General features: G+C 68.5%; 14 protein-coding genes. 11 read left to right on the forward strand and 3 right to left on the reverse strand.

Features of this window, described 5'->3' with window-relative positions:
- Positions 1-115 precede the first annotated feature (115 nt).
- Together RN729_RS11020 and RN729_RS11025 are read right to left on the reverse strand one after the other, a co-directional pair.
- Complete coding sequence (locus tag RN729_RS11020; protein ID WP_310784739.1) at positions 116-1,213, reverse strand: 2Fe-2S iron-sulfur cluster-binding protein; 1,098 nt, start codon at positions 1,211-1,213, stop codon at positions 116-118.
- A gap of 115 nt (positions 1,214-1,328) precedes the next feature.
- Positions 1,329-2,993, reverse strand: coding sequence for an NADH-ubiquinone oxidoreductase-F iron-sulfur binding region domain-containing protein (locus RN729_RS11025; RefSeq protein ID WP_310784741.1), 1,665 nt, complete (start codon positions 2,991-2,993; stop codon positions 1,329-1,331).
- 126 nt (positions 2,994-3,119) lie between these two features.
- Between RN729_RS11025 and fdhD the strand changes: the two genes are divergently transcribed.
- Positions 3,120-3,956, forward strand: a complete 837-nt coding sequence (fdhD, locus tag RN729_RS11030; protein ID WP_310784742.1) for a formate dehydrogenase accessory sulfurtransferase FdhD — start codon at positions 3,120-3,122, stop codon at positions 3,954-3,956.
- 77 nt (positions 3,957-4,033) lie between these two features.
- Here the strand turns inward: fdhD and RN729_RS11035 are convergent, their stop codons facing one another.
- Complete coding sequence (locus RN729_RS11035) at positions 4,034-5,503, reverse strand: FAD-dependent oxidoreductase (RefSeq protein ID WP_310784744.1); 1,470 nt, start codon at positions 5,501-5,503, stop codon at positions 4,034-4,036.
- A gap of 112 nt (positions 5,504-5,615) precedes the next feature.
- Between RN729_RS11035 and RN729_RS11040 the strand changes: the two genes are divergently transcribed.
- The 10 genes from RN729_RS11040 to RN729_RS11085 all read left to right on the forward strand — a co-directional run bounded on the left by RN729_RS11040 (position 5,616) and on the right by RN729_RS11085 (position 18,153).
- The gene (locus tag RN729_RS11040) at positions 5,616-6,818 is read left to right on the forward strand and encodes an aminotransferase class I/II-fold pyridoxal phosphate-dependent enzyme (RefSeq protein WP_310784746.1); all 1,203 of its coding nucleotides are present in this window, start codon (positions 5,616-5,618) and stop codon (positions 6,816-6,818) included.
- 16 nt (positions 6,819-6,834) lie between these two features.
- On the forward strand, positions 6,835-7,965 hold the full coding sequence (locus RN729_RS11045; protein WP_310784748.1) for a hypothetical protein: 1,131 nt from the start codon (positions 6,835-6,837) through the stop codon (positions 7,963-7,965).
- A gap of 24 nt (positions 7,966-7,989) precedes the next feature.
- Positions 7,990-8,943: an NAD-dependent epimerase/dehydratase family protein gene (locus RN729_RS11050; protein WP_310784750.1), complete on the forward strand. Its 954-nt coding sequence runs from the start codon at positions 7,990-7,992 to the stop codon at positions 8,941-8,943.
- Complete coding sequence (locus tag RN729_RS11055) at positions 8,940-9,827, forward strand: phosphatase PAP2 family protein (RefSeq protein WP_310784752.1); 888 nt, start codon at positions 8,940-8,942, stop codon at positions 9,825-9,827. The genes RN729_RS11050 and RN729_RS11055 overlap by 4 nt, the downstream gene beginning before the upstream one ends.
- Positions 9,828-9,876: 49 nt before the next feature.
- Positions 9,877-10,434 carry a sigma-70 family RNA polymerase sigma factor gene (locus tag RN729_RS11060; protein WP_310784754.1) on the forward strand — a complete coding sequence of 186 codons (558 nt, stop codon included), beginning with the start codon at positions 9,877-9,879 and terminating at the stop codon, positions 10,432-10,434.
- A 14-nt stretch (positions 10,435-10,448) separates the two neighbouring features.
- The gene (locus RN729_RS11065; RefSeq protein ID WP_310784756.1) at positions 10,449-11,144 is read left to right on the forward strand and encodes a hypothetical protein; all 696 of its coding nucleotides are present in this window, start codon (positions 10,449-10,451) and stop codon (positions 11,142-11,144) included.
- Positions 11,141-12,262, forward strand: a complete 1,122-nt coding sequence (locus tag RN729_RS11070; protein WP_310784758.1) for a PDZ domain-containing protein — start codon at positions 11,141-11,143, stop codon at positions 12,260-12,262. Before RN729_RS11065 ends, RN729_RS11070 begins: the two co-directional genes overlap by 4 nt.
- 625 nt (positions 12,263-12,887) lie before the next feature.
- A complete protein-coding gene (locus RN729_RS11075; protein ID WP_310784761.1) occupies positions 12,888-13,910 on the forward strand; it encodes a hypothetical protein in 1,023 nt (340 codons plus the stop codon).
- A gap of 227 nt (positions 13,911-14,137) precedes the next feature.
- Positions 14,138-15,388 (forward strand): NADP-dependent isocitrate dehydrogenase, encoded by a 1,251-nt coding sequence (gene icd, locus RN729_RS11080; RefSeq protein ID WP_310784762.1) that lies wholly within the window; start codon positions 14,138-14,140, stop codon positions 15,386-15,388.
- Positions 15,389-15,399: 11 nt separating this feature from the next.
- Positions 15,400-18,153 carry a pitrilysin family protein gene (locus tag RN729_RS11085; RefSeq protein ID WP_310784764.1) on the forward strand — a complete coding sequence of 918 codons (2,754 nt, stop codon included), beginning with the start codon at positions 15,400-15,402 and terminating at the stop codon, positions 18,151-18,153.
- Positions 18,154-18,200 lie beyond the last annotated feature (47 nt).

Consider the following 18,200-nt stretch of genomic DNA (forward strand, 5'->3'; position numbering starts at 1 on the left):
CGGTCATGTTGGTCCCGATGCAGAAGATCACATCGGGCTTTTCCATGTCCTCGAGTGGATTCGACATCGCCCCCCGTCCGATTGAGGCCGCCAGACCGGCGACCGTGGGGGCGTGTCAAGCACGGCTGCAGTTGTCGATCTGGTTCGTACCGAACGCGCCCCGGATGAACCGCTGCATCATGTAGGCCGCTTCGTGCGGCGCACGTCCGGAGGCGACGCCGTACACGGAGTGCCTGCCGTGATTCTCCACCGCCGCCGTGAAACCCGCCGCCGCGCGGTCGAGGGCCGTGTCCCAGTCGGTTTCGTGGAGTTCGCCGTCCTCGCCCCGCACCATCGGATAGGCGAGCCGGTCGGGGTGCTGCACGAAGTCGAACGCGAATTGTCCCTTGACGCAGAGAGCGCCCTCGTTGGCGGGCCCGTCCATGGCCGGCTGGACGCCGATCAGCGTGTCCCCGCGGGACAGCAGGTCGACGGAGCACCCAACGCCGCAGTAGGGACACACGGTACGCGTCTTCTCGGTCTCCCCCGGCACGTCCGCGTTCGCGAGCGCCTTGATGTCCGCGAGAGCGCCGGTCGGGCAGGTCTGTACGCACTGCCCGCAGAACGTGCAGGCGGAGTCCCCCAGCAGGCCCTCGAACTCCGTCGTGATCTGTGTGTCGAACCCGCGATTCATGATCGAGATCGCGTAGTCGCCCTCCTGTTCGGCGCAGACTCGCACGCAGCGATAGCAGGAAATGCAGTTGTCGTAGTCGCGGAGGATGAAGGGGTTGTCGTCGTCCGGCCGGCTGCGGCCGGACCTGGCCCCGGCGAAGCGGCCCGTCCGGGCGTCGTAGCGGTCGAGCAGCACCGCCATCTCCTGCGAGGCGTACCCGGAGAGCGGATCGACATCCGTGTCGCGGTTCTCGGAGGCGAGCATCTCCATGAGCACCCGGCGGTGCATGTCGAGCCGCGCCGAGCGGGTCGTCATCCGCATCCCGGGCTCCGCCCGCGTGGTGCAGGAGGCGACGGGGTTGCGGGCGCCCTCGAGTTCAACGATGCAGAGGCGGCAGGCACCGAAGGCTTCCAGACGCGGATCGTAGCACAGCGTCGGGATCTCCTTGCGATGCCGCTCGGAGATCTCGTAAAGGCTCTCGCCCCGACGGACGCCCACCTTCGCGCCGTCGAGCGTGATCTCGAAATCGAAGCCTGCGCCGTTACCCGAGTTGTCGCTCAAACCCACCTCCGGAGGCCCGGGGCGCTGCGCCGCTGGAAACTGCCGGGCCGACTAAAATGACGTGTCGCGCGCGCCACGACAAATCCGGCCATCGTTCCGGTCAAGGAATCTCTCGCTAGATGGAGTCGGCGACGTGCCTGGAGATGCGATCGGGGAAGTAGCGAATGAGGCTCTCGGTGATGAGGGGAGCGGCCTGCCCGAGTCCGCACGCGCTCGTCTGCATCATCGTGTCGCCGAGGTCGTGCACCTCGTCGATCCAGGCGGCGATCCCGGTCGGGCCCTCGCCGTGCAGGCGCTCGGTGAGGCGCTGCGTGCCGATGCGGCAGGGGAAACACTTGCCGCACGATTCCTCGGCAAAGAACTCCATGGCGGAATGGGCGACCTCGATCATGTCCCGCGAGTCGTCGAAGACCATGATGCCGCCGGCGCCCAGGAACGACCCCTTCGAGCGGATATCGGGCTCGTCCAGCGTGACGGCGAGATCATCTCCCGCCAGGAAGCCGCCGGAGAGCCCCGCCATCGTCACCGCCTGGATCTTCCGCCCGCGCGGGACCCCGCCGGCCCAGTCGTCGATCAGCGTCATGAGGGGGAAGCCCATGGGCACTTCGTAGTTGCCGGGGCGAGCGACGTCCCCGGAGAGCGAGATCACCTTCGTGCCCGCGTGGTCCCCGATCCCGAGATCCCGATACCAGTCGGCGCCGTGCACGAGGATATGGGGCACGGAAGCCAGCGTTTCGACGTTGTTCACGACCGTGGGAAGATCCTCGTACCCGTGCGTCACCGGGAAGGGTGGCCGGTTGCGCGGAAACGGGTGCTTGCCCTCGAGGCTGTTGAGAAGGGACGTCTCCTCGCCGCAGATGTAAGCGCCCGCGCCGCGGCGTACCCAGAGGTCGAAGGGCCGTCCGGGCCCGAAGGCGTCCGGTCCCAGCAGCCCGGCGCCACGGGCCTCCTCCAGGGCCGTCTCCAGGATGCGCATCGTGTCCGGATACTCGTAGCGGAGGTAGATGAACCCGCGCGTGGCCCCCGTCGCGAAGCCGGCGGCGATCATCCCCTCGATCACCGCGTGCGGGTCGTAGTCCATCAGCGCCCGGTCCTTGAAGCAGCCCGGCTCTCCCTCGTCGGCATTGCAGACGATGGTCTTCGGCTCCCCCGCCGCCTCCGCCACGGCCCGCCACTTCCGCCCCGTGGGGAAGCCGGCGCCGCCCCGCCCCGCCAGACCGCTCGCGTCGATGACATCGAGGAGCGCATCGGGCCGCCCCCGGAGGGCATTCTCCAGACCCGCATAGCCGCCCGTCGCCCGATAGCCCGCCAGGGTGGCACGTCCGGGAGTTCGAATGTGCGCGAATACACATTCCTCAATGTCCGGCGGGACCGCGGGTGGAAGAGGAGAAGGCCGGCCGGAGAGATCCGCCACCGTCGTTCCGCAGAGAACCCGGTCACGGTCAAGGACCGGAATCGGCTCGTCGCAGCGACCGGGGCAGGGCATCGCGTGCGCGCCCGGCAGCGCGGCCAGCAGTTCGTCGGCCCCTGCCAGCGCGCAGATCGGTCCCGTGCAGACGCGGGGATGAGAGTAGCCCTCGGGGTCGCGGGAAAAGTGGTGGTAGAAGGTCACGGTGCCGAAGAGGTCAGCGATCGGAATCCGCAGATCCTCGGAGATGGCTCGGAGAGACGCCTCCGAGAGGCACCCATCCCTCTCGTGGAAGTCATGCAGCAGGGGAAGCAGAGGAGCGGGCCGTGTCCGCCACTTCGCGAGCAGATCCGCGTCCGAGGGCGTGTTCATGCCGTCATAGTTACCCGCCGACACGAATAGCGGCAAACGACTTTCGGCACCGCCCCGGCGCTGGACACGACGGTCGACGGAGCGCTTGCTCCGGCACCCCGGAGTTCGACACCGTAGCTTCGGCCCATGATTACGCCCCGAAGGAACACCGCCCGCGTCGACATCGATCGCGTCTCCGAAGCCTCGAGCCGAAGGCGGCGCGACGCCGTCGCGGTCGAAGAGCCGCTCGAGATCCGGATCGCGCCCGCGGACGGGGGAGAGCACCAGGTGGCCGTGACGATGCGGACGCCGGGAGATGACTTCGACCTCACGGCCGGGTTCCTCTTCTCGGAGGGGCTGCTGGGACAGCGCTCCGAACTCGCCGATCTGCGGTACTGCGTCGACGTGGAAACGCAGGAGTACAATATCGTCACCGCGCACCTGACCGAGACGGCGCGCTTCGACCCGGCGGAGCTGACCCGGAACTTCTATACGACATCGAGCTGCGGCGTCTGCGGAAAGGCCTCCCTGGAGGCGATCGAGATCCGGGGCTGTGCGCCCCTGCCGGCCGAGGGGCCGACCGTCGCGGCGGAGATCGTGCGCACCCTCCCGGAAGCGCTTCGCCGCCGCCAGCCGGTGTTCGAACGGACGGGCGGGCTGCACGCGGCCGGCCTGTTCGACACGGACGGTGAGCTGCGTCTCCTGCGCGAAGACATCGGACGCCACAATGCGCTCGACAAGGTGATCGGAGACCGATTCCTCCAGGGGGATCTGCCGCTGGGGAATACGGTGCTGGCCGTGAGCGGCCGGGCCTCCTTCGAGATCATGCAGAAGGCGCTCGCCGCCGGAATCCCGATCGTGGCGGCCGTGGGCGCCCCCTCGAGCCTCGCCGTCGACGTGGCCGCGGAGTTCGGGATGACGCTAATAGGCTTCGCGAAGCCGACGGGATTCAACATCTACACGGGGCGCCACCGCGTCGGCTGACGAGCTGGAATGACCCCGGCCCCCCGCACTGATCGGACACGACGTGAACGCGCGGTCGCCACGGGCTGCCGGGGTCCTCAAGGCGGCAGGGACCGCCCGATCCTGAGCGCGAGGTCGACGGCCGACTTCCTCCATCCCGTCAGCGTCGATCTGCGGTAGGCGTCGGCGGTACGCTTCACACCCTCGCTCATCGTCGGATAGGGATGAACCAGCGACCCGAGCGTCCCCAGCTTCACCCCCGCCTTCATGGCGAGCGAGATCTCCGCGATCATCGTCCCTGCGCCCGGCGCGAGGATATGTCCGCCCAGGATCCGGCCCCCCTTGCCGACGACGACCTTGACCCTGCCCATGGCGGCGCGCTCGGCGATCGCCCGGTCCAGGTTCCCGATGTCGTAGACGTGCGCGGACACCGCGGACCCGTGGCGATCCACGGCCTCGGCTTCCGTGAGCCCGACGTGGGCGAGTTCGGGCTCCGTGTACGTGCACCACGGGATCACGCCGTAGTCGATGTTCGCGCGCACGGGAAAGAGGGCGTTCTGCACGACGGTGCGCGCTTCGTGGTCGGCGACGTGGGTGAACAGGAAACCGCCGATGACATCGCCGGCGGCGAAGATGTGTTTCCTGGACGTGCGCAGCTTCGAATCGACGGTGACCCAGCCCTTCGCGGTCTCCACCCCTGCCGCGTCGAGTCCCATGTCCTCCGTATTCGGAGCACGCCCCGCGGCGACCAGCACCTCGTCGACCTCGAACATCTCGGGCGCGCTCGCCGGGTGGTCGCCGCCTGCGTCCCCGGCGGCGGCGATCGTCACCTGCCGCCGGTCGCCCGCCCGGTCGACCCGGGTCACGACGTGGCCGGTCCGGACCTCGATGCCCTCCTCACGCAGCCTGCTCGTCAGCAGTTCTCCCAGCTCCGGCTCCTCGCGCACCATGAGCCGGTCGAGCAACTCCACCACCGTGACGTCCGAGCCGAGGCGGCGGAAGGCCTGGGCGAGTTCGACGCCGATCGGCCCGCCGCCGACCACGGCGAGCGACGCGGGGATCGTGTCGCGGTCGAAGGCCTCGGCGTGCGTGAAGTAACCCGCCTCCGCGAGTCCCGGGATCGGCGGCACGGCCGCTCTGGAGCCGGTGGCGATGACGAAACGGCGCGCACGGATGCGGCGGCCGTCCACCTCCACTTCGTGCGGCGAAACGAAGCGAGCCGCACCCTCGACCACATCGACGCCCATGGCCCGAAAACGCTCCGGATCATCGTGCGGCTCGATCTCGGCCCGAGCGGCCCGGACGCTGGCGAGAACGTCCGCTCCCTCGATCGAGGGTTGGACGGGCCGCAGCCCGTGCGCGGCGGCGTCACGAAAATGATGGGCCACCCGGGCCGAGCTGATCAGCGCCTTGGAGGGCACGCATCCGGTCCAGAGGCAGTCGCCGCCGAGGCGGTCGCGCTCGATCAGCGCCACGCTCGCGCCCAGCCCCGCGCTCCCGGCGGCCGTCACGAGACCCGCCGTACCTCCGCCAATGGCGACGATGTCGAACATCCCGTCTCGATCCACGTTGCTACTCCCCATGAACGGTCGATTTTCCTTGCCGGGCGTCCCGATTCCGGCTTAGCTTCGCTTCGTGCAGAATCCTACGCCCCAAGCTGCGGTGTCCCGGTCGGGCTCAATGAAAAGCCGCGTCCAGCCGCCTCCGATCCTCGACAAGTGTCGTGAACTAGCGACCGTGAACGACCTTCGCGAGGCCGGCCTCTATCCGTACTTCATGCCCATTGAGGCCTCGCACGACACCTGGGTCGTCATCGACGGCGCCCGCAAGATCATGGTGGGCTCCAACAATTACATGGGGCTCACGCACGATCCGCGCGTCCTTGAGGCGGCCCGCGACGCGCTCAACAAGTTCGGAAGCGGCAATACGGGCAGCCGCTTCCTCAACGGCAACCTCAACCTGCATGAGCAGCTCGAGGACGAGCTCGCCGACTTCACCGGCATGGAGGCGGCGCTCGTATTCTCGACCGGCTACCAGACGAATCTGGGCACGCTGGGCGCGTTGATCGGTCGCGCGGACACGGTCTACATCGACAAGCTGGACCACGCGAGCCTCCAGGACGGCGTACGTCTGGGGCTCGGCCGCACGCGACGCTTCAACCACAACGACTTCGCCACGCTGCGCCGCATGCTCGAGGCCGAGAAGCCCTCGCGCGGCAAGCTCATCGCGGTGGACGGCGTGTACAGCATGGAAGGCGACATCGCCGACCTGCCCACCCTCGTCGAGCTGAGGCGAGAGTACGGCGCGGCCATCCTGGTGGATGACGCGCACGCCGTGGGCGTGCTGGGAGAAACCGGGGCGGGCACCGCGGAGCACTGGGGACTCACCGACGAAGTGGACCTGATCCTCGGCACGTTCTCGAAGTCCTTCGCCTCGATCGGCGGCTTCGTTGCGGGCCGCGCGGACGTCATCGACTACCTCCAGCACAACGCCCGCGCCCTCATGTTCAGCGCGAGCATGCCACCCGCCTCTGCCGCCACCGTGCTGAAGGCGCTGGAGATCATCCGCGACGAGCCGGAACGCCGGGAGCAGCTCTGGAAGAACACGCACAGGATGATGGAAGGCTTCAAGTCGATCGGGTTCGACATCGGGCCGACCGAGACTCCGATCGTCCCCATTCTCATCGGGCCCATGGAGAAGACCTTCGTGTTCTGGCGAGCCCTGTTCGAGGCGGGCGTCTTCTCGAACCCGGTCGTTCCGCCCGCCGTTCCCGAGGGGAGTTGCCGCCTGCGCACGAGCTACATGGCCACGCACACGGACGACGATCTCGATTTCGTGCTCGAGCAGGTGGAGCGCGTGGGGAAGAAGCTCGGCGTCGTCTGAACCGGCGCCTCCCACTATGACGAATCTCGCTTCCTCCCTGCGCGTCGTCCCCGTCGAGAGCCGCGCCGACCTCAAGCGCTTCATCGCCCTGCCGTGGTCGATCTATCGGGGCGACCCCGACTGGGTCCCCCCGCTGAAAAGGGACGTGCGTGCGGCCTTCGATCCCGCGAAACACCCGTTCCACCTGCACTCGGAAGTCCAGCCCTACCTCGCCTTGCGCGACGGCCGGGCCGTGGGCCGGGTCTGCGCGATCCGGAACCGGAATCATGAGCGGCTGCACGACGAATCGGTGGGGTTCTTCGGCTGGTTCGAGTGCGTCGACGACCCCGAGGTGGCCGGGGCGCTGCTCGACGCGGTTCGGGCCTGGCTCCGCGAACGCGGCCTTACAGCGATGCGGGGCCCCACGAGCTTCTCGACCAATGAGACCTGTGGCCTCCTCATCGACGGAGATCCCGGACCGCCGGTCGTGCTCATGCCCTACAACCCGCCGTACTACCCCGGGCTGCTGGAGGCTGCCGGGCTGCGAAAGGTGAAGGATCTCTTCGCCTGGCTCATGAAGAAGGGCGATTGGCCGCCGCACCTCTTCCGCGCCGAGAAGGTCGCGACACGCCGGTACGGCATCCGGATCAAGACGATGGACATGTCCCGATTCGACGAAGAACTCGGCCGCGTCCAGCGCCTGTACAACGCGGCCTGGGAGAAGAACTGGGGTTTCGTCCCCATGACCGAGGCCGAGATGGATCACATGGCGGCCGAACTCAAGCCCATACTCGACCCCGAACTCGCGCTCTTCGCCGAGACGCCGGAGGGCGAGACCGCCGGCTTCGCTCTCGCGCTACCGGACTTCAACCAGGTGCTGCGCCGGATGAACGGAAGACTCTTCCCCTTCGGGATTCTCAAGGCGCTCATCTACAGGCGGCAGATCACGTGCATGCGCGTCATCATCCTCGGCCTTGCCGAGGAATGGCGCGGCAAGGCCGTCGATGTCCTCCTCTACCTCTGGCTGTTCAGGAAGGGGATCGCCGCCGGGATGACGTCCGCCGAGCAGTCGTGGATCCTCGAGGACAACCAGAAGATGAACCAGGCGATCGAGCGTCTCGGTGGCAGGATGTACCGAACCTACCGGCTGTACGAAGCGGCGCTGTAGGCGCTTTACTATGTCGCTTTACTCATGGCATCAGTCTTTCTGACGGGGGGAAGCGGGTTCCTCGGCGGTCATCTCGCCGAGGCCCTCGTCGCGGCCGGACACCAGGTCACGGCGAGCGTGCGGCGAACGAGCGACACGCGTCATCTCGACCCTCTGGAGCTGAAGAAGGTCGAACTCGATCTAGGGGCGGAGGACACGTCGGAGGCGGCCGCGACACTCGCGGGCTGCTCCGCCGTCGTCCACTGCGGTGCGCTCACGCGGGCGCGCAACGAGTCGGAGTTCATGGCCGTAAATGCGGTCGGGACACGGAGGCTCGCAGAGGCGGCGGCGGAGGCGGGAGTCCGGCGGTTCGTCTTCATCAGCAGCCTCGCCGCCCGGGGTCCGGATGGCGCGGACGGCCCGGTGAGCCCGTACGGCCGGTCGAAAGCCGAAGCGGAGGCCGCGCTCGCCGGCATCGGCGGGTCGATAGAGGTCGTCGTACTCCGCCCGGGAGGCGTCTACGGCCCGCGCGACTCCGACCTGCTGCCGCTCTTCCGGCTGGCGGCGCGCGGGTGGACCGCGATTCCGCGGAGCCGTGCGCCCCTGCAGCCGGTGTACGTTGCCGATGTCGTCTCGGCCGTCCTCGCCGCCCTCGAGGCGGCGCCGGCGCCGCGCCCGCTTCCCATCGCGGCGGCGGAGCGCCATACCTGGCGCGCGCTGGCGAGCGCGCTAATGGCCGCCGTCGACCGCCCGGGCCGCGTCCTGCGGCTGCCATCCGCCCTCTTTCTCACCGTCGGGGCGCTGTCGGAACTCGCGGGCCGCCTGACGGGGAAGGCCCCCGCGTTCGACCGGAGGCGCGCGCGCGATCTGTCCGCATACGCCTGGACCTGTGACATCGAGTCGAGCCGGAGATATCTCGACCCTTGGCGTCCGCGGGTCGGCATCGACGAGGGGCTCGCGCGCACCGCCGAGTGGTATCGCCGCATGGGCTGGCTGTGAGCGGCGGTGTCCGCGGACGGCTTCTGCCCGTCGATCGCGTGGCCATCGGCTACTTCGGTTGCACGGGCCTCGTCGCCCTGGTGTTCGGTGGGCTCCCGGGCGCGGGAATCGCGGCGGCCCACGCGGTCGCGGTCTTCGGGATCACGCGACTTGCGGCCTGGCACCCCCGGGCCGGCCTCGCCGCGATCGCGAGGGGGGCGTACGCCGTGCTCATCACGCCCCTCCTGTACGCGGAACTGTCGGTCCTCAACCGCTTTCTCACGCAACGTTACTTCGACGCCATGGTGCAGGCGTGGGATGCCGCCCTGTTCGGCGGACAGCCCAGCATCGATCTCAGCGCATGGCTCCCCTGGCTCTCCTTCTCCGAGGTGTTGCATCTGGGCTACTTCGGCTACTACGCCATCATCCCCGCCGCCATCCTGGGCGTGTTCGCCACCCGGGGGATCGAGGCCTTCCAGCGCACCGCCCTCGCCGTGGCGTCCGCCTTCTTCGCCTCCTACCTCATCTTCATGTTCTTCCCCGTCGCCGGCCCCCGATACGAGTTTGTCCAGATCGGCAGCTCGGTCGGCGAGGGTACGCTGTTCGGGATCGTGCACGGGATCCTGGAGGCCGGATCGTCGAAGGGCACGGCTTTCCCCAGTTCCCACATCGCCGCCTCCCTGGCCGGGGTCGTGGCCGCCGGACGCGAGGATCGGCGCTGGTTCTGGCTCCTCCTGATCCCGGAACTCGCGTTGACTGCGGGGACGGTGTACGGTCGCTTTCACTATGCGACCGACGCCCTCGCGGGCATCCTGCTCGGGCTGCTGGTCTGCGCCGTACTCCGCAGGACCGGCTCCGGGGCCGAGGGCATCCGAGTGGCCGGGGGCGGGCAACCCGCGGCCTGAACCGCGCATCAAAGCGGTGGATCCGGAAGGTGACCTTCAGAGGGACGATGTGGACGAACGCGAACTGATCGCCTGCGCCAAAGCGGGAGAGCGATCCGCGATGGGGGAGCTGTACGAACTCCACGCGCGACGCGTCTACACGGTGATTCGCCGCCTCGTGGGCGACGATCACCTCGCTGAGGACCTCTCCCAGGAAGCGTGGATCCGCGCGTTCGAGAAGCTCCATCTCTTCCGGGGAGATGCGGCCTTCGGCACGTGGCTCTACCGGTTGGCGACGAACGTGGCGCTCAACCGGCTGCGCCGGTCGTCGAAGCGGCGTCCGGTGGAATCCGCCGCCGAGCTTCCCCGCGTGGCGCGGGCGCACGACGACGTGATCGTGACGCGGCGGGTCCTGACCCGGGCGCTGGACCAGTTGCCGCCGGGGTACCGGAGGGTCCTCGTGCTGCACGACGTGGAAGGCTGGACGCACAACGACATCGCCGAGGCTCTGGGCTGTTCGCCCGGCACGTCGAAATCGCAGTTGCACAAGGCGCGGGCGCGCATGCGGAAGCTCATCGCTCCGGAAGGTTCCGGGAACGGCGGTGCACGGGGCGAAGCGCGCCTCTGAGAGGGATAGAAGAGATGGCGAACCACATGGATGCCGAGCGAATCTCGGCACTGCTCGACGAGCCGTGGGCCGACCGGGACTGCCGGGCCCACCTCGAAACGTGCAGCGAGTGCCAGGCGGAGTTCGAGAGATTGAGCCGGCTGCGCATGGCGCTGTCCGCGCTGCCGGATGAGAAGGCGCCGGCCGGGCAGTGGGCCGCGATCGAAGCCGCGCTCGATGCCGGCGAGACCCGTTCCGGCTCCCGATGGCTCGGACGCGGCTTTGGCGGCCGTCTCTTCGTCCCGGGACCGCTGCAGGCCGCGGCCGCCCTCGTGCTGTTTGCCGGCGGCGTGATCGCCGGCCTGCAGTTCACGGGCGGGCGCGACGCGAGTCCGCCGGGTTCGACCGGGGACCTTCCTGCCGTCGTTTCGACCGATGACGACCGCGCGCTCGTCGACGGGCTCAGCCGGATGGAATCGTTGCGCTCGCCGCTCAGGCAGGTGGGAGCGGGCGGGGCGGACGCGGCTGCTGAAGGCGGGTTGAGTGCGAGAGATCCGTTGGAGACGGCCCAGCGGCTGGCGAGGCTGGAGGGGTTGATCCGGGCGCTGCGCGACCGCCTCGCGACGAATCCCGACGATCCCCTCGCCAGCGCCTACCTGCTGGAGCTCGTGGAAACGCGCGATCGGCTCGCGGAGGATCTGAGCCGCGCGAGCGGGACGCGAACCTGGTGACCGCGCCCCTCTCACCGCCTCCGGGCCCGATCGTGGTGTTCCTCGCCGCGGGCGTCCTTGCGCTAACGTCCCCACCCGCCGCGGCGCAGGAGACCCCGGCAGTCGACGCTCCGGGCTGGATCGGGGTTCGGGTCGACGAGCGCCATAACTGCGGCTGGGAGACTTCGGACGACTGGAAGAACTGCACGCTCGTCATCCAGGTGCGTGAAATGCAGGAAGACGGGCCGGCGGCGCGTGCGGGACTCCTCGTCGGCGATCGACTCGCCGCGATGAACGGTACGAGGATCACCCTCGTCAATCTGCCCGACCTGCTCGCATCGATCCGCCCGCGCGTCCCGGTACGGCTGCAGGTCACGCGAGACGGGACGGACCGCACGCTGGAGGTCATCCCCGACGCGCGGCCCCCGGATGCGGACGGCATCCCGATGGTGGGCCGTCGGACGATCGTCGCCGCGGCCGGGAACCCGCGGCGTGGCACGTTCGTCCTGTGGTTGACGGACTCCGACGGGCGCGACTCCACAGAGCGCGACCGCGCCGGCTTCGCCCTCGCGTTCCGCGATACGGACGAGACCGGCGTGGCGGTGGAGCCCTCCGCGGTGCGGGTCGTGGACGGCCAACTCAACGTGCTGCCCGTGCGCGACCGGCCGGCGGCGGAGTTGCCGGCGGTTCGCGTTGAAATACTCCGCGACCTGCAGCGCGAGACGGAATCGGCCTATCGGGACTTCACGCTTGCGCTCCAGAACGTCGGGGCCGTGCGGGCACGCCTCTCGGCGATGGAGTTCCGGCGTCGCGTGGCGCGTGCCGCTCGGGTGGCACTGCCGGAGCCCGATCTCGCCGTGCGCCTCCATCGCACGTTCGCGGGAGCCGAGTTCGAGCCCGTACGCGACTTTTCCGACCGTGCCGGCCTCGACGGCCTCCTCGTTCTCAGGGTCGCGCGGGGAACGGTCACCGCCCGGCTCGGGCTCCGGGCGGGAGATCTCCTTCTGAGAGCGGCGGACCGTGCGACCCGGGAACTCGAGGACCTCGTCACCGCGCTCGAATCGGAGGCCGACCCGGGTCCCACCGTCGTGTGGGTCCGGGGCGGTCAGGAGATGAGCGGGGTCTGGCCCCGGCGTTGATGATGGCTCGCCGACGCCCGAGACCGCCGACCTGGAGCATGAGGAGAGGACCGGCACGCTGCCGGCTCGACGCGCTGGCCGTTATCGCGGCCTTCCTCCTTGGAATCGGGCCGGGCGCACCCCTTCAACCCTGTCCGAAGCACCAGGCGGTGCACGGCGACGAGTCGAGCCCCCACGCCGCCACGGTCCATGGCACGCATGCGGAGACCGCCCGCGCGGACAGCCACGCGGGGCACTCTCACGCCTATGGTGCCGGCGCCACCACGAACTCGCACCCGCATTCGGGCGGACCGTGCGACTGCCTCGGGATGTGCCTGACCTGCTGCGGACCGGCCATCGCAGGGTCCGCCCTGCAAACCGCACACCCGACTTCCACAAGCCAGGCCCCGCATGGGGTGCGGCCCCACCTCCGCCCGGCACCCGACCCGGCCGCCTACCTCCGACCGTTCGGACAGCCGCCCCCCGCCTGACTCCTCGACAAGAACCCGTACGGAACGCCCGGTAGTCCAACCCCGCCGGTCAGAAGGGGTGGATGCGTCGGGCTCGTTGCCGGATCGACCGGGCCGCCTGCGAGGCGGCGTGCGTCGAACGGCGACTCATCCCCTGTCGAACGAGGAGTCGAACCTTGAAGAAATGCACGATACCCGGCGCATTCGCGCTGCTGATTCTTGCCGCACCCGTGGCCGCGCAGTGGAACGCTTCGCGCGCGGACAGCCACGCCCCCATCGGAGTCATGGCCGACCACCGCCACGAGGCGGGCGAGGTGATGCTCTCCTACCGCTACATGACGATGGCCATGGAGGGGAGCCGCATCGGTACCGATCCCATCGCCGACGCGGACATCGTTTCGCCGGATGGGGGGTTCATGATCACGCCGACCCGCATGCCCATGACGATGCACATGTTCGGGGCCATGTTCGCGCCATCCGATCGCGTCACCTTCATGGCCATGCTCCCCTTAGTGTCGAGTTCGATGGACCACATCACGCGCCACGGCGGGTCGTTCACGACCGAATCGGGCGGCCTGGGCGACGTCAAGGTGGGCGCCATGATCGGCCTGGCCGACTGGGCGAACCAGTCGCTCCACCTGAACGCGATGGTCGGCCTCCCGACCGGATCGATCGAACAGGTGGACGTCCTCCCGATCAGCGACGGGATGGAGGTCCAGCTCCCCTACCCCATGCAGATCGGGTCCGGCACGTTCGACCTGCGCCCCGGCCTCACCTGGCTGGGCCAGGCCGGCGACTGGTCCTGGGGCGCCCAGGGGAACGCCGTGCTGCGCACAGGCATGAACGACCGCGACTGGGCGCTCGGCGACAAGGTGCAGGGGACTGCATGGTGGGCCAGGGTGCTGGGCCGCAACCTTGCGGCCGCCGTGCGACTGGTCGCTACGCGGACGGGCAACATCGACGGGAGGGACGCCGCGCCCAGCGTAAACCCTCAAATGGTACCCACAGCCCGCACCGACCTCCGCGCAGGTACCGTGGTCGAGGGCGGGTTGAGCCTCAACCTCTACATCCCCCGGGCCAGGGCCTTTCGGATCGCCGGCGAAGTGCTCCTCCCCCTCGTTCGCGACCTCGACGGTCCCCAGCTCGAGACGGACCTGACCTTCGTGCTGGGCGTGCAGATCGTGCCCGTAAGCCACTGACCGGCAACGCTTTATTCGTACGGGAGCCGCCCCGCTCGGCTCCCGTACGGCGTCGCCGTGAGATTCTACTTGAGGTCTCCAGTGGACATGGGTCGTATACATACGATGCGATTGTATACAGCCTGTATGGTTTGTCATCGGTGAAGGGCTTGCGTACTCTCCCCTCCCGCCGCGCCGATCCCCGGTGAGCGTAAGGAAAGATCCCCGAAACCGTTCGAGAAACCCCCATGGCCGACGCGTCTCCCTCATACGACACCCTGCGCACGCCCTCCGGCGGTACCATCCGCATGGTGGGCGACCGCCTCGACGTGCCCGACCGCCCGATCATTCCCTTCATCGAAGGAGACGGGATCGGTCCCGACATCTGGCGCGCCGCGAGCGCGGTCTTCGAAGCGGCCGTCGAGAAGGCCTACGGCGGCGAACGGCGGATCGCGTGGTTCGAGGTGCTCGCCGGTCAGAAGGCGTTCGATCGCACGGGGGACTGGCTGCCCGGGGACACGCTCCGCGCGATCCGGCATCACCGGGTCGCGATCAAGGGACCCCTCACGACGCCCGTGGGTGGCGGGATCCGGTCGCTCAACGTGGCGCTGCGCCAGCAACTGGACCTGTTCGCGTGCGTCCGCCCGGTGCGCTGGTTCGAGGGTGTCCCGTCGCCGGTTCGCCAGCCGGACCTCGTCGACATGACGATCTTCCGCGAGAACACCGAGGACATCTACGCCGGAATCGAGTGGGAAGCCGGCAGTGAGGAGGCCCGCCGTCTGCGCGACTTCCTGTGCGATGAGATGGGCGTCTCGACGATCCGTTTCCCGGACACGAGTTCCTTCGGGGTGAAGCCGATCTCGCGGGAAGGGACGCAGCGGCTCGTCCGCGCCGCGATCCGCTACGCCCGCGACCGGGGATACGGCAGCGTCACGCTGGTCCACAAGGGGAACATCATGAAGTTCACCGAGGGCGGTTTCCGCGACTGGGGCTACGAACTCGCGAAGGACGAGTTCGGGGCGCGGGAGTTCGGCGGCGGCCCCTGGTGCCGGACCTCGGATGGAATCGTCGTCAAGGATGTGATCGCCGACGCGTTCCTGCAGCAGATCCTCACGCGGCCCGCGGAGTACGATGTAATCGCGACCATGAATCTGAACGGGGACTACATCTCGGACGCGCTCGCCGCGCAGGTGGGCGGGATCGGCATCGCCCCCGGCGCGAACATCAACTACGAGACGGGCCATGCGATCTTCGAGGCAACGCACGGTACCGCGCCGAAGTACGCCGGACAGGACAAGGTGAACCCGGGGTCCGTGATCCTGTCAGGGGAGATGATGCTGCGGCATATCGGGTGGAACGAAGCCGCCGACCTTATTGTATCCTCCTTGAGCGCAACCATCAGCGAGAAGCGGGTGACGTACGACTTCGAGCGCCTGATGGATGGTGCGACACTCCTCGGTTGCAGCGAGTTCGGCCGGGCGATGATCGACAACATGTGATGGAGAAAGAGATGAGAACGACACGCAGGTTTGCGGCGGTGGCGGGGTTCGTGTCCGTGCTGGCCGTACCCGATACCGTTGAAGCCCAGCTTCCCGCGGGCGTCACCGAGGTCGCCACCGTCGAAGGGATCACGGAGTATCAACTCGACAACGGGCTGCGCTTCCTGCTCTTCCCCGACCAGAGCAACCAGCGCATCACGGTGAACATCACCTACCTCGTCGGCTCAAGGCACGAGGGGTACGGCGAGACGGGCATGGCCCATCTCCTCGAACACCTCGTATTCAAGGGGACCCCGAACCACCCGGACATCCCGAAGGAACTGGACGAGCACGGCGCCTTCCCGAACGGGACGACGTGGTTCGACCGCACGAACTACTTCGAGACGTTCCCGGCCACGGACGAGAACCTCGAGTGGGCGCTCGACCTCGAGGCCGACCGCATGGTGAACTCGTTCATCGCCCAGGAGGACCTCGATTCCGAGATGACGGTCGTCCGGAACGAATGGGAGGCGGGGGAGAACAGCCCGCGGGGCGTACTTCAGAAGCGGGTCCTGTCCGCCGCCTACGACTGGCACAACTACGGGAATTCCACGATCGGCGCGCGCGCGGACATCGAAAATGTGCCCATCGACCGGCTGCAGGCCTTCTACCGGAAGTACTACCAGCCGGACAATGCGATCCTCGTCGTCGCCGGCCGCTTCGATCCGGACCGGGCGCTCGAGCTCGTCGCCGAGAAGTTCGGTGTCCTCCCGCGGCCGGACCGCACGGGGGCGAACCAGCTTTTCACGACGTACACCGCCGAGCCCGCCCAGGACGGCGAGCGGACCGTCACCCTGCGGCGCGTCGGCGATGTCCAGTTCGCGATGGCGGCCTATCACATGCCGCCCGGCTCTCACGAGCACTTCGCCGCCGTCGACGTGATGACACACATCCTGACCGCCCGTCCCGCGGGGCGCCTCTATCAGGCGCTCGTCGAGCCGGGTCTGGCCGCCAACGCGTTCGCCGGCAACTTCCAGCTGCGCGAGCCGGGCATCCTGTTCGCCGGCACGGAGGTGCGCGAGGGCGATTCGCTCGAAGAAGCCGCCGACGTCATGCTCGCCACGATTCAGGCGCTCGTCGACGAACCTCCCACGGAGGAAGAGGTCGACAGGGCGAAGACGGACTTTCTCTCGGGGATCGAACTCTCGTTCAACAACCCTCAGGGGATCGCCCTTCAGCTCAGCGAGTGGGCGTCGATGGGCGACTGGCGCCTCTTCTTCCTGCACCGCGACCGCCTGGAGCGGGTGACGCCCGATGCGGTCCACCAGGTCGCGCAGGCCTATCTGAAGCCCTCGAATCGGACCATCGGCTATTACTACCCGACGGAGGAGACCCCGGCCCGCGCCGAGATCCCCGCGCCACCGGACGTCGGTGCTCTGGTCGCCTCGTACACGGGGCGAGAAGCGGTGGCCGAGGGAGAGGCGTTCGAGCCCACGATCGAGAACATCGAGGTCCGGACGGAGCGGTTCGAACTGCCCAACGGCCTCAAGATCGCCTTTCTCGCGAAGGAGAACCGCGGCGACGCCGTGAACGTGCGCTTCTCGCTGCGGCACGGCACGGAGGGCGCCCTCATGGGGAAGGCGACGGCAGCCTCCCTCGCCGGCGCCATGCTGATGCGCGGGACGGAGAACCGATCCCGCCAGGACATCTCCGATGAACTCGATCGCCTCAAGGCCCAGGGAAACATCGGCGGGGGTGCCACCATCGCGAGCGGCTCGTTCACGACCGTGCGGGAGAATCTCCCGGCGGTCCTCCGGCTCGGCGCCGAGATCCTCCAGCAGCCGGCCTTCGACGCGGACGAGTTCGAACTGCTGCGCGAGGAGCGCCTGGCCGGCATCGAGTCGCAGATGTCGGAGCCACAGGCCCTCGTGGTCCAGGCGTTCCAGCGCCATTTCAGCGAGTATCCGGCGGATCATCCCCGCTACTCGCCGACCTTCGAGGAGCAGATCGAGCGCCTCGAGGCCGCGACGGTGGACGAGGCGCGCGCGTTCTGGCAGGGCTTCTACGGGGCGCAGGGCGGCACCATGTCCGTCGTCGGCGACTTCGACGCCGCGGAGATCCGCGCCCTGATCGAGGAACTGTTCGGGGACTGGACCGCGAGCGAAGCCTACGCCCGCGTGCCGGTGCAATACCGCGAGATCGAGCCGCTGACCCTCGACATCGAGACGCCGGACAAGGCGAACGCCATGATGTTCGCCGGACTCGCGGTTCAGATGCGCGACGATCATCCCGACTACCCCGCCCTGCTCCTCGGCAACCACATCCTGGGCGGCGGCATGAACTCACGGATGTTCAGCAGGATCCGGGGGGAGGAAGGCCTGTCGTACGGCGTGGGCTCGAACTACGGGGCGCCCCCGATCGATGACAACGCGCAGTTCATCGCATTCGCGATCTTCGCGCCGGAGAACGGAGACAAGGTCGTGGCGTCGTTCACGGACATCCTCGACGTCATGCTGGCGGATGGGTTCACGGAAGAGGAATTCGAGGGCGCGAAGCGCGGATACCTCGACCAGGCGCAGAACGCTCGCTCGAACGACGCCGTCATCGCGAACATGCTGTCGAACAGTCTGTTCCTGGACCGTCCGCTCGCATTCACGGCGGAGCAGGAGGCCGCGATCGAGGCGCTGACGGCCGGCGACGTGGTGGCCGCGCTGCGGCGCCACATCGATCCCGAGAAGCTGACGATCGTCCGGGGCGGCGACTTCGCCAACAAGCTCGTTCCCTAGACTGTCCGTCGGGCTCCCCGGCCCGGCTCGCGGGCCGGGGAGCGGCG

The organism is Candidatus Palauibacter polyketidifaciens (genome assembly GCF_947581785.1).
Classification (GTDB): Bacteria; Gemmatimonadota; Gemmatimonadetes; order Palauibacterales; family Palauibacteraceae; genus Palauibacter; species Palauibacter polyketidifaciens.

Excerpts from the sequence above, each read along its gene's own strand:
- RN729_RS11025 (WP_310784741.1), bottom strand. The coding sequence starts at position 2,993 with ATGAACACGCCCTCGGACGCGGATCTGCTCGCGAAGTGGCGGACACGG.
- fdhD (WP_310784742.1), top strand. The coding sequence starts at position 3,120 with ATGATTACGCCCCGAAGGAACACCGCCCGCGTCGACATCGATCGCGTC.
- RN729_RS11040 (WP_310784746.1), top strand. The coding sequence starts at position 5,616 with ATGAAAAGCCGCGTCCAGCCGCCTCCGATCCTCGACAAGTGTCGTGAA.
- RN729_RS11045 (WP_310784748.1), top strand. The coding sequence starts at position 6,835 with ATGACGAATCTCGCTTCCTCCCTGCGCGTCGTCCCCGTCGAGAGCCGC.
- RN729_RS11050 (WP_310784750.1), top strand. The coding sequence starts at position 7,990 with ATGGCATCAGTCTTTCTGACGGGGGGAAGCGGGTTCCTCGGCGGTCAT.
- RN729_RS11065 (WP_310784756.1), top strand. The coding sequence starts at position 10,449 with ATGGCGAACCACATGGATGCCGAGCGAATCTCGGCACTGCTCGACGAG.
- icd (WP_310784762.1), top strand. The coding sequence starts at position 14,138 with ATGGCCGACGCGTCTCCCTCATACGACACCCTGCGCACGCCCTCCGGC.
- RN729_RS11085 (WP_310784764.1), top strand. The coding sequence starts at position 15,400 with ATGAGAACGACACGCAGGTTTGCGGCGGTGGCGGGGTTCGTGTCCGTG.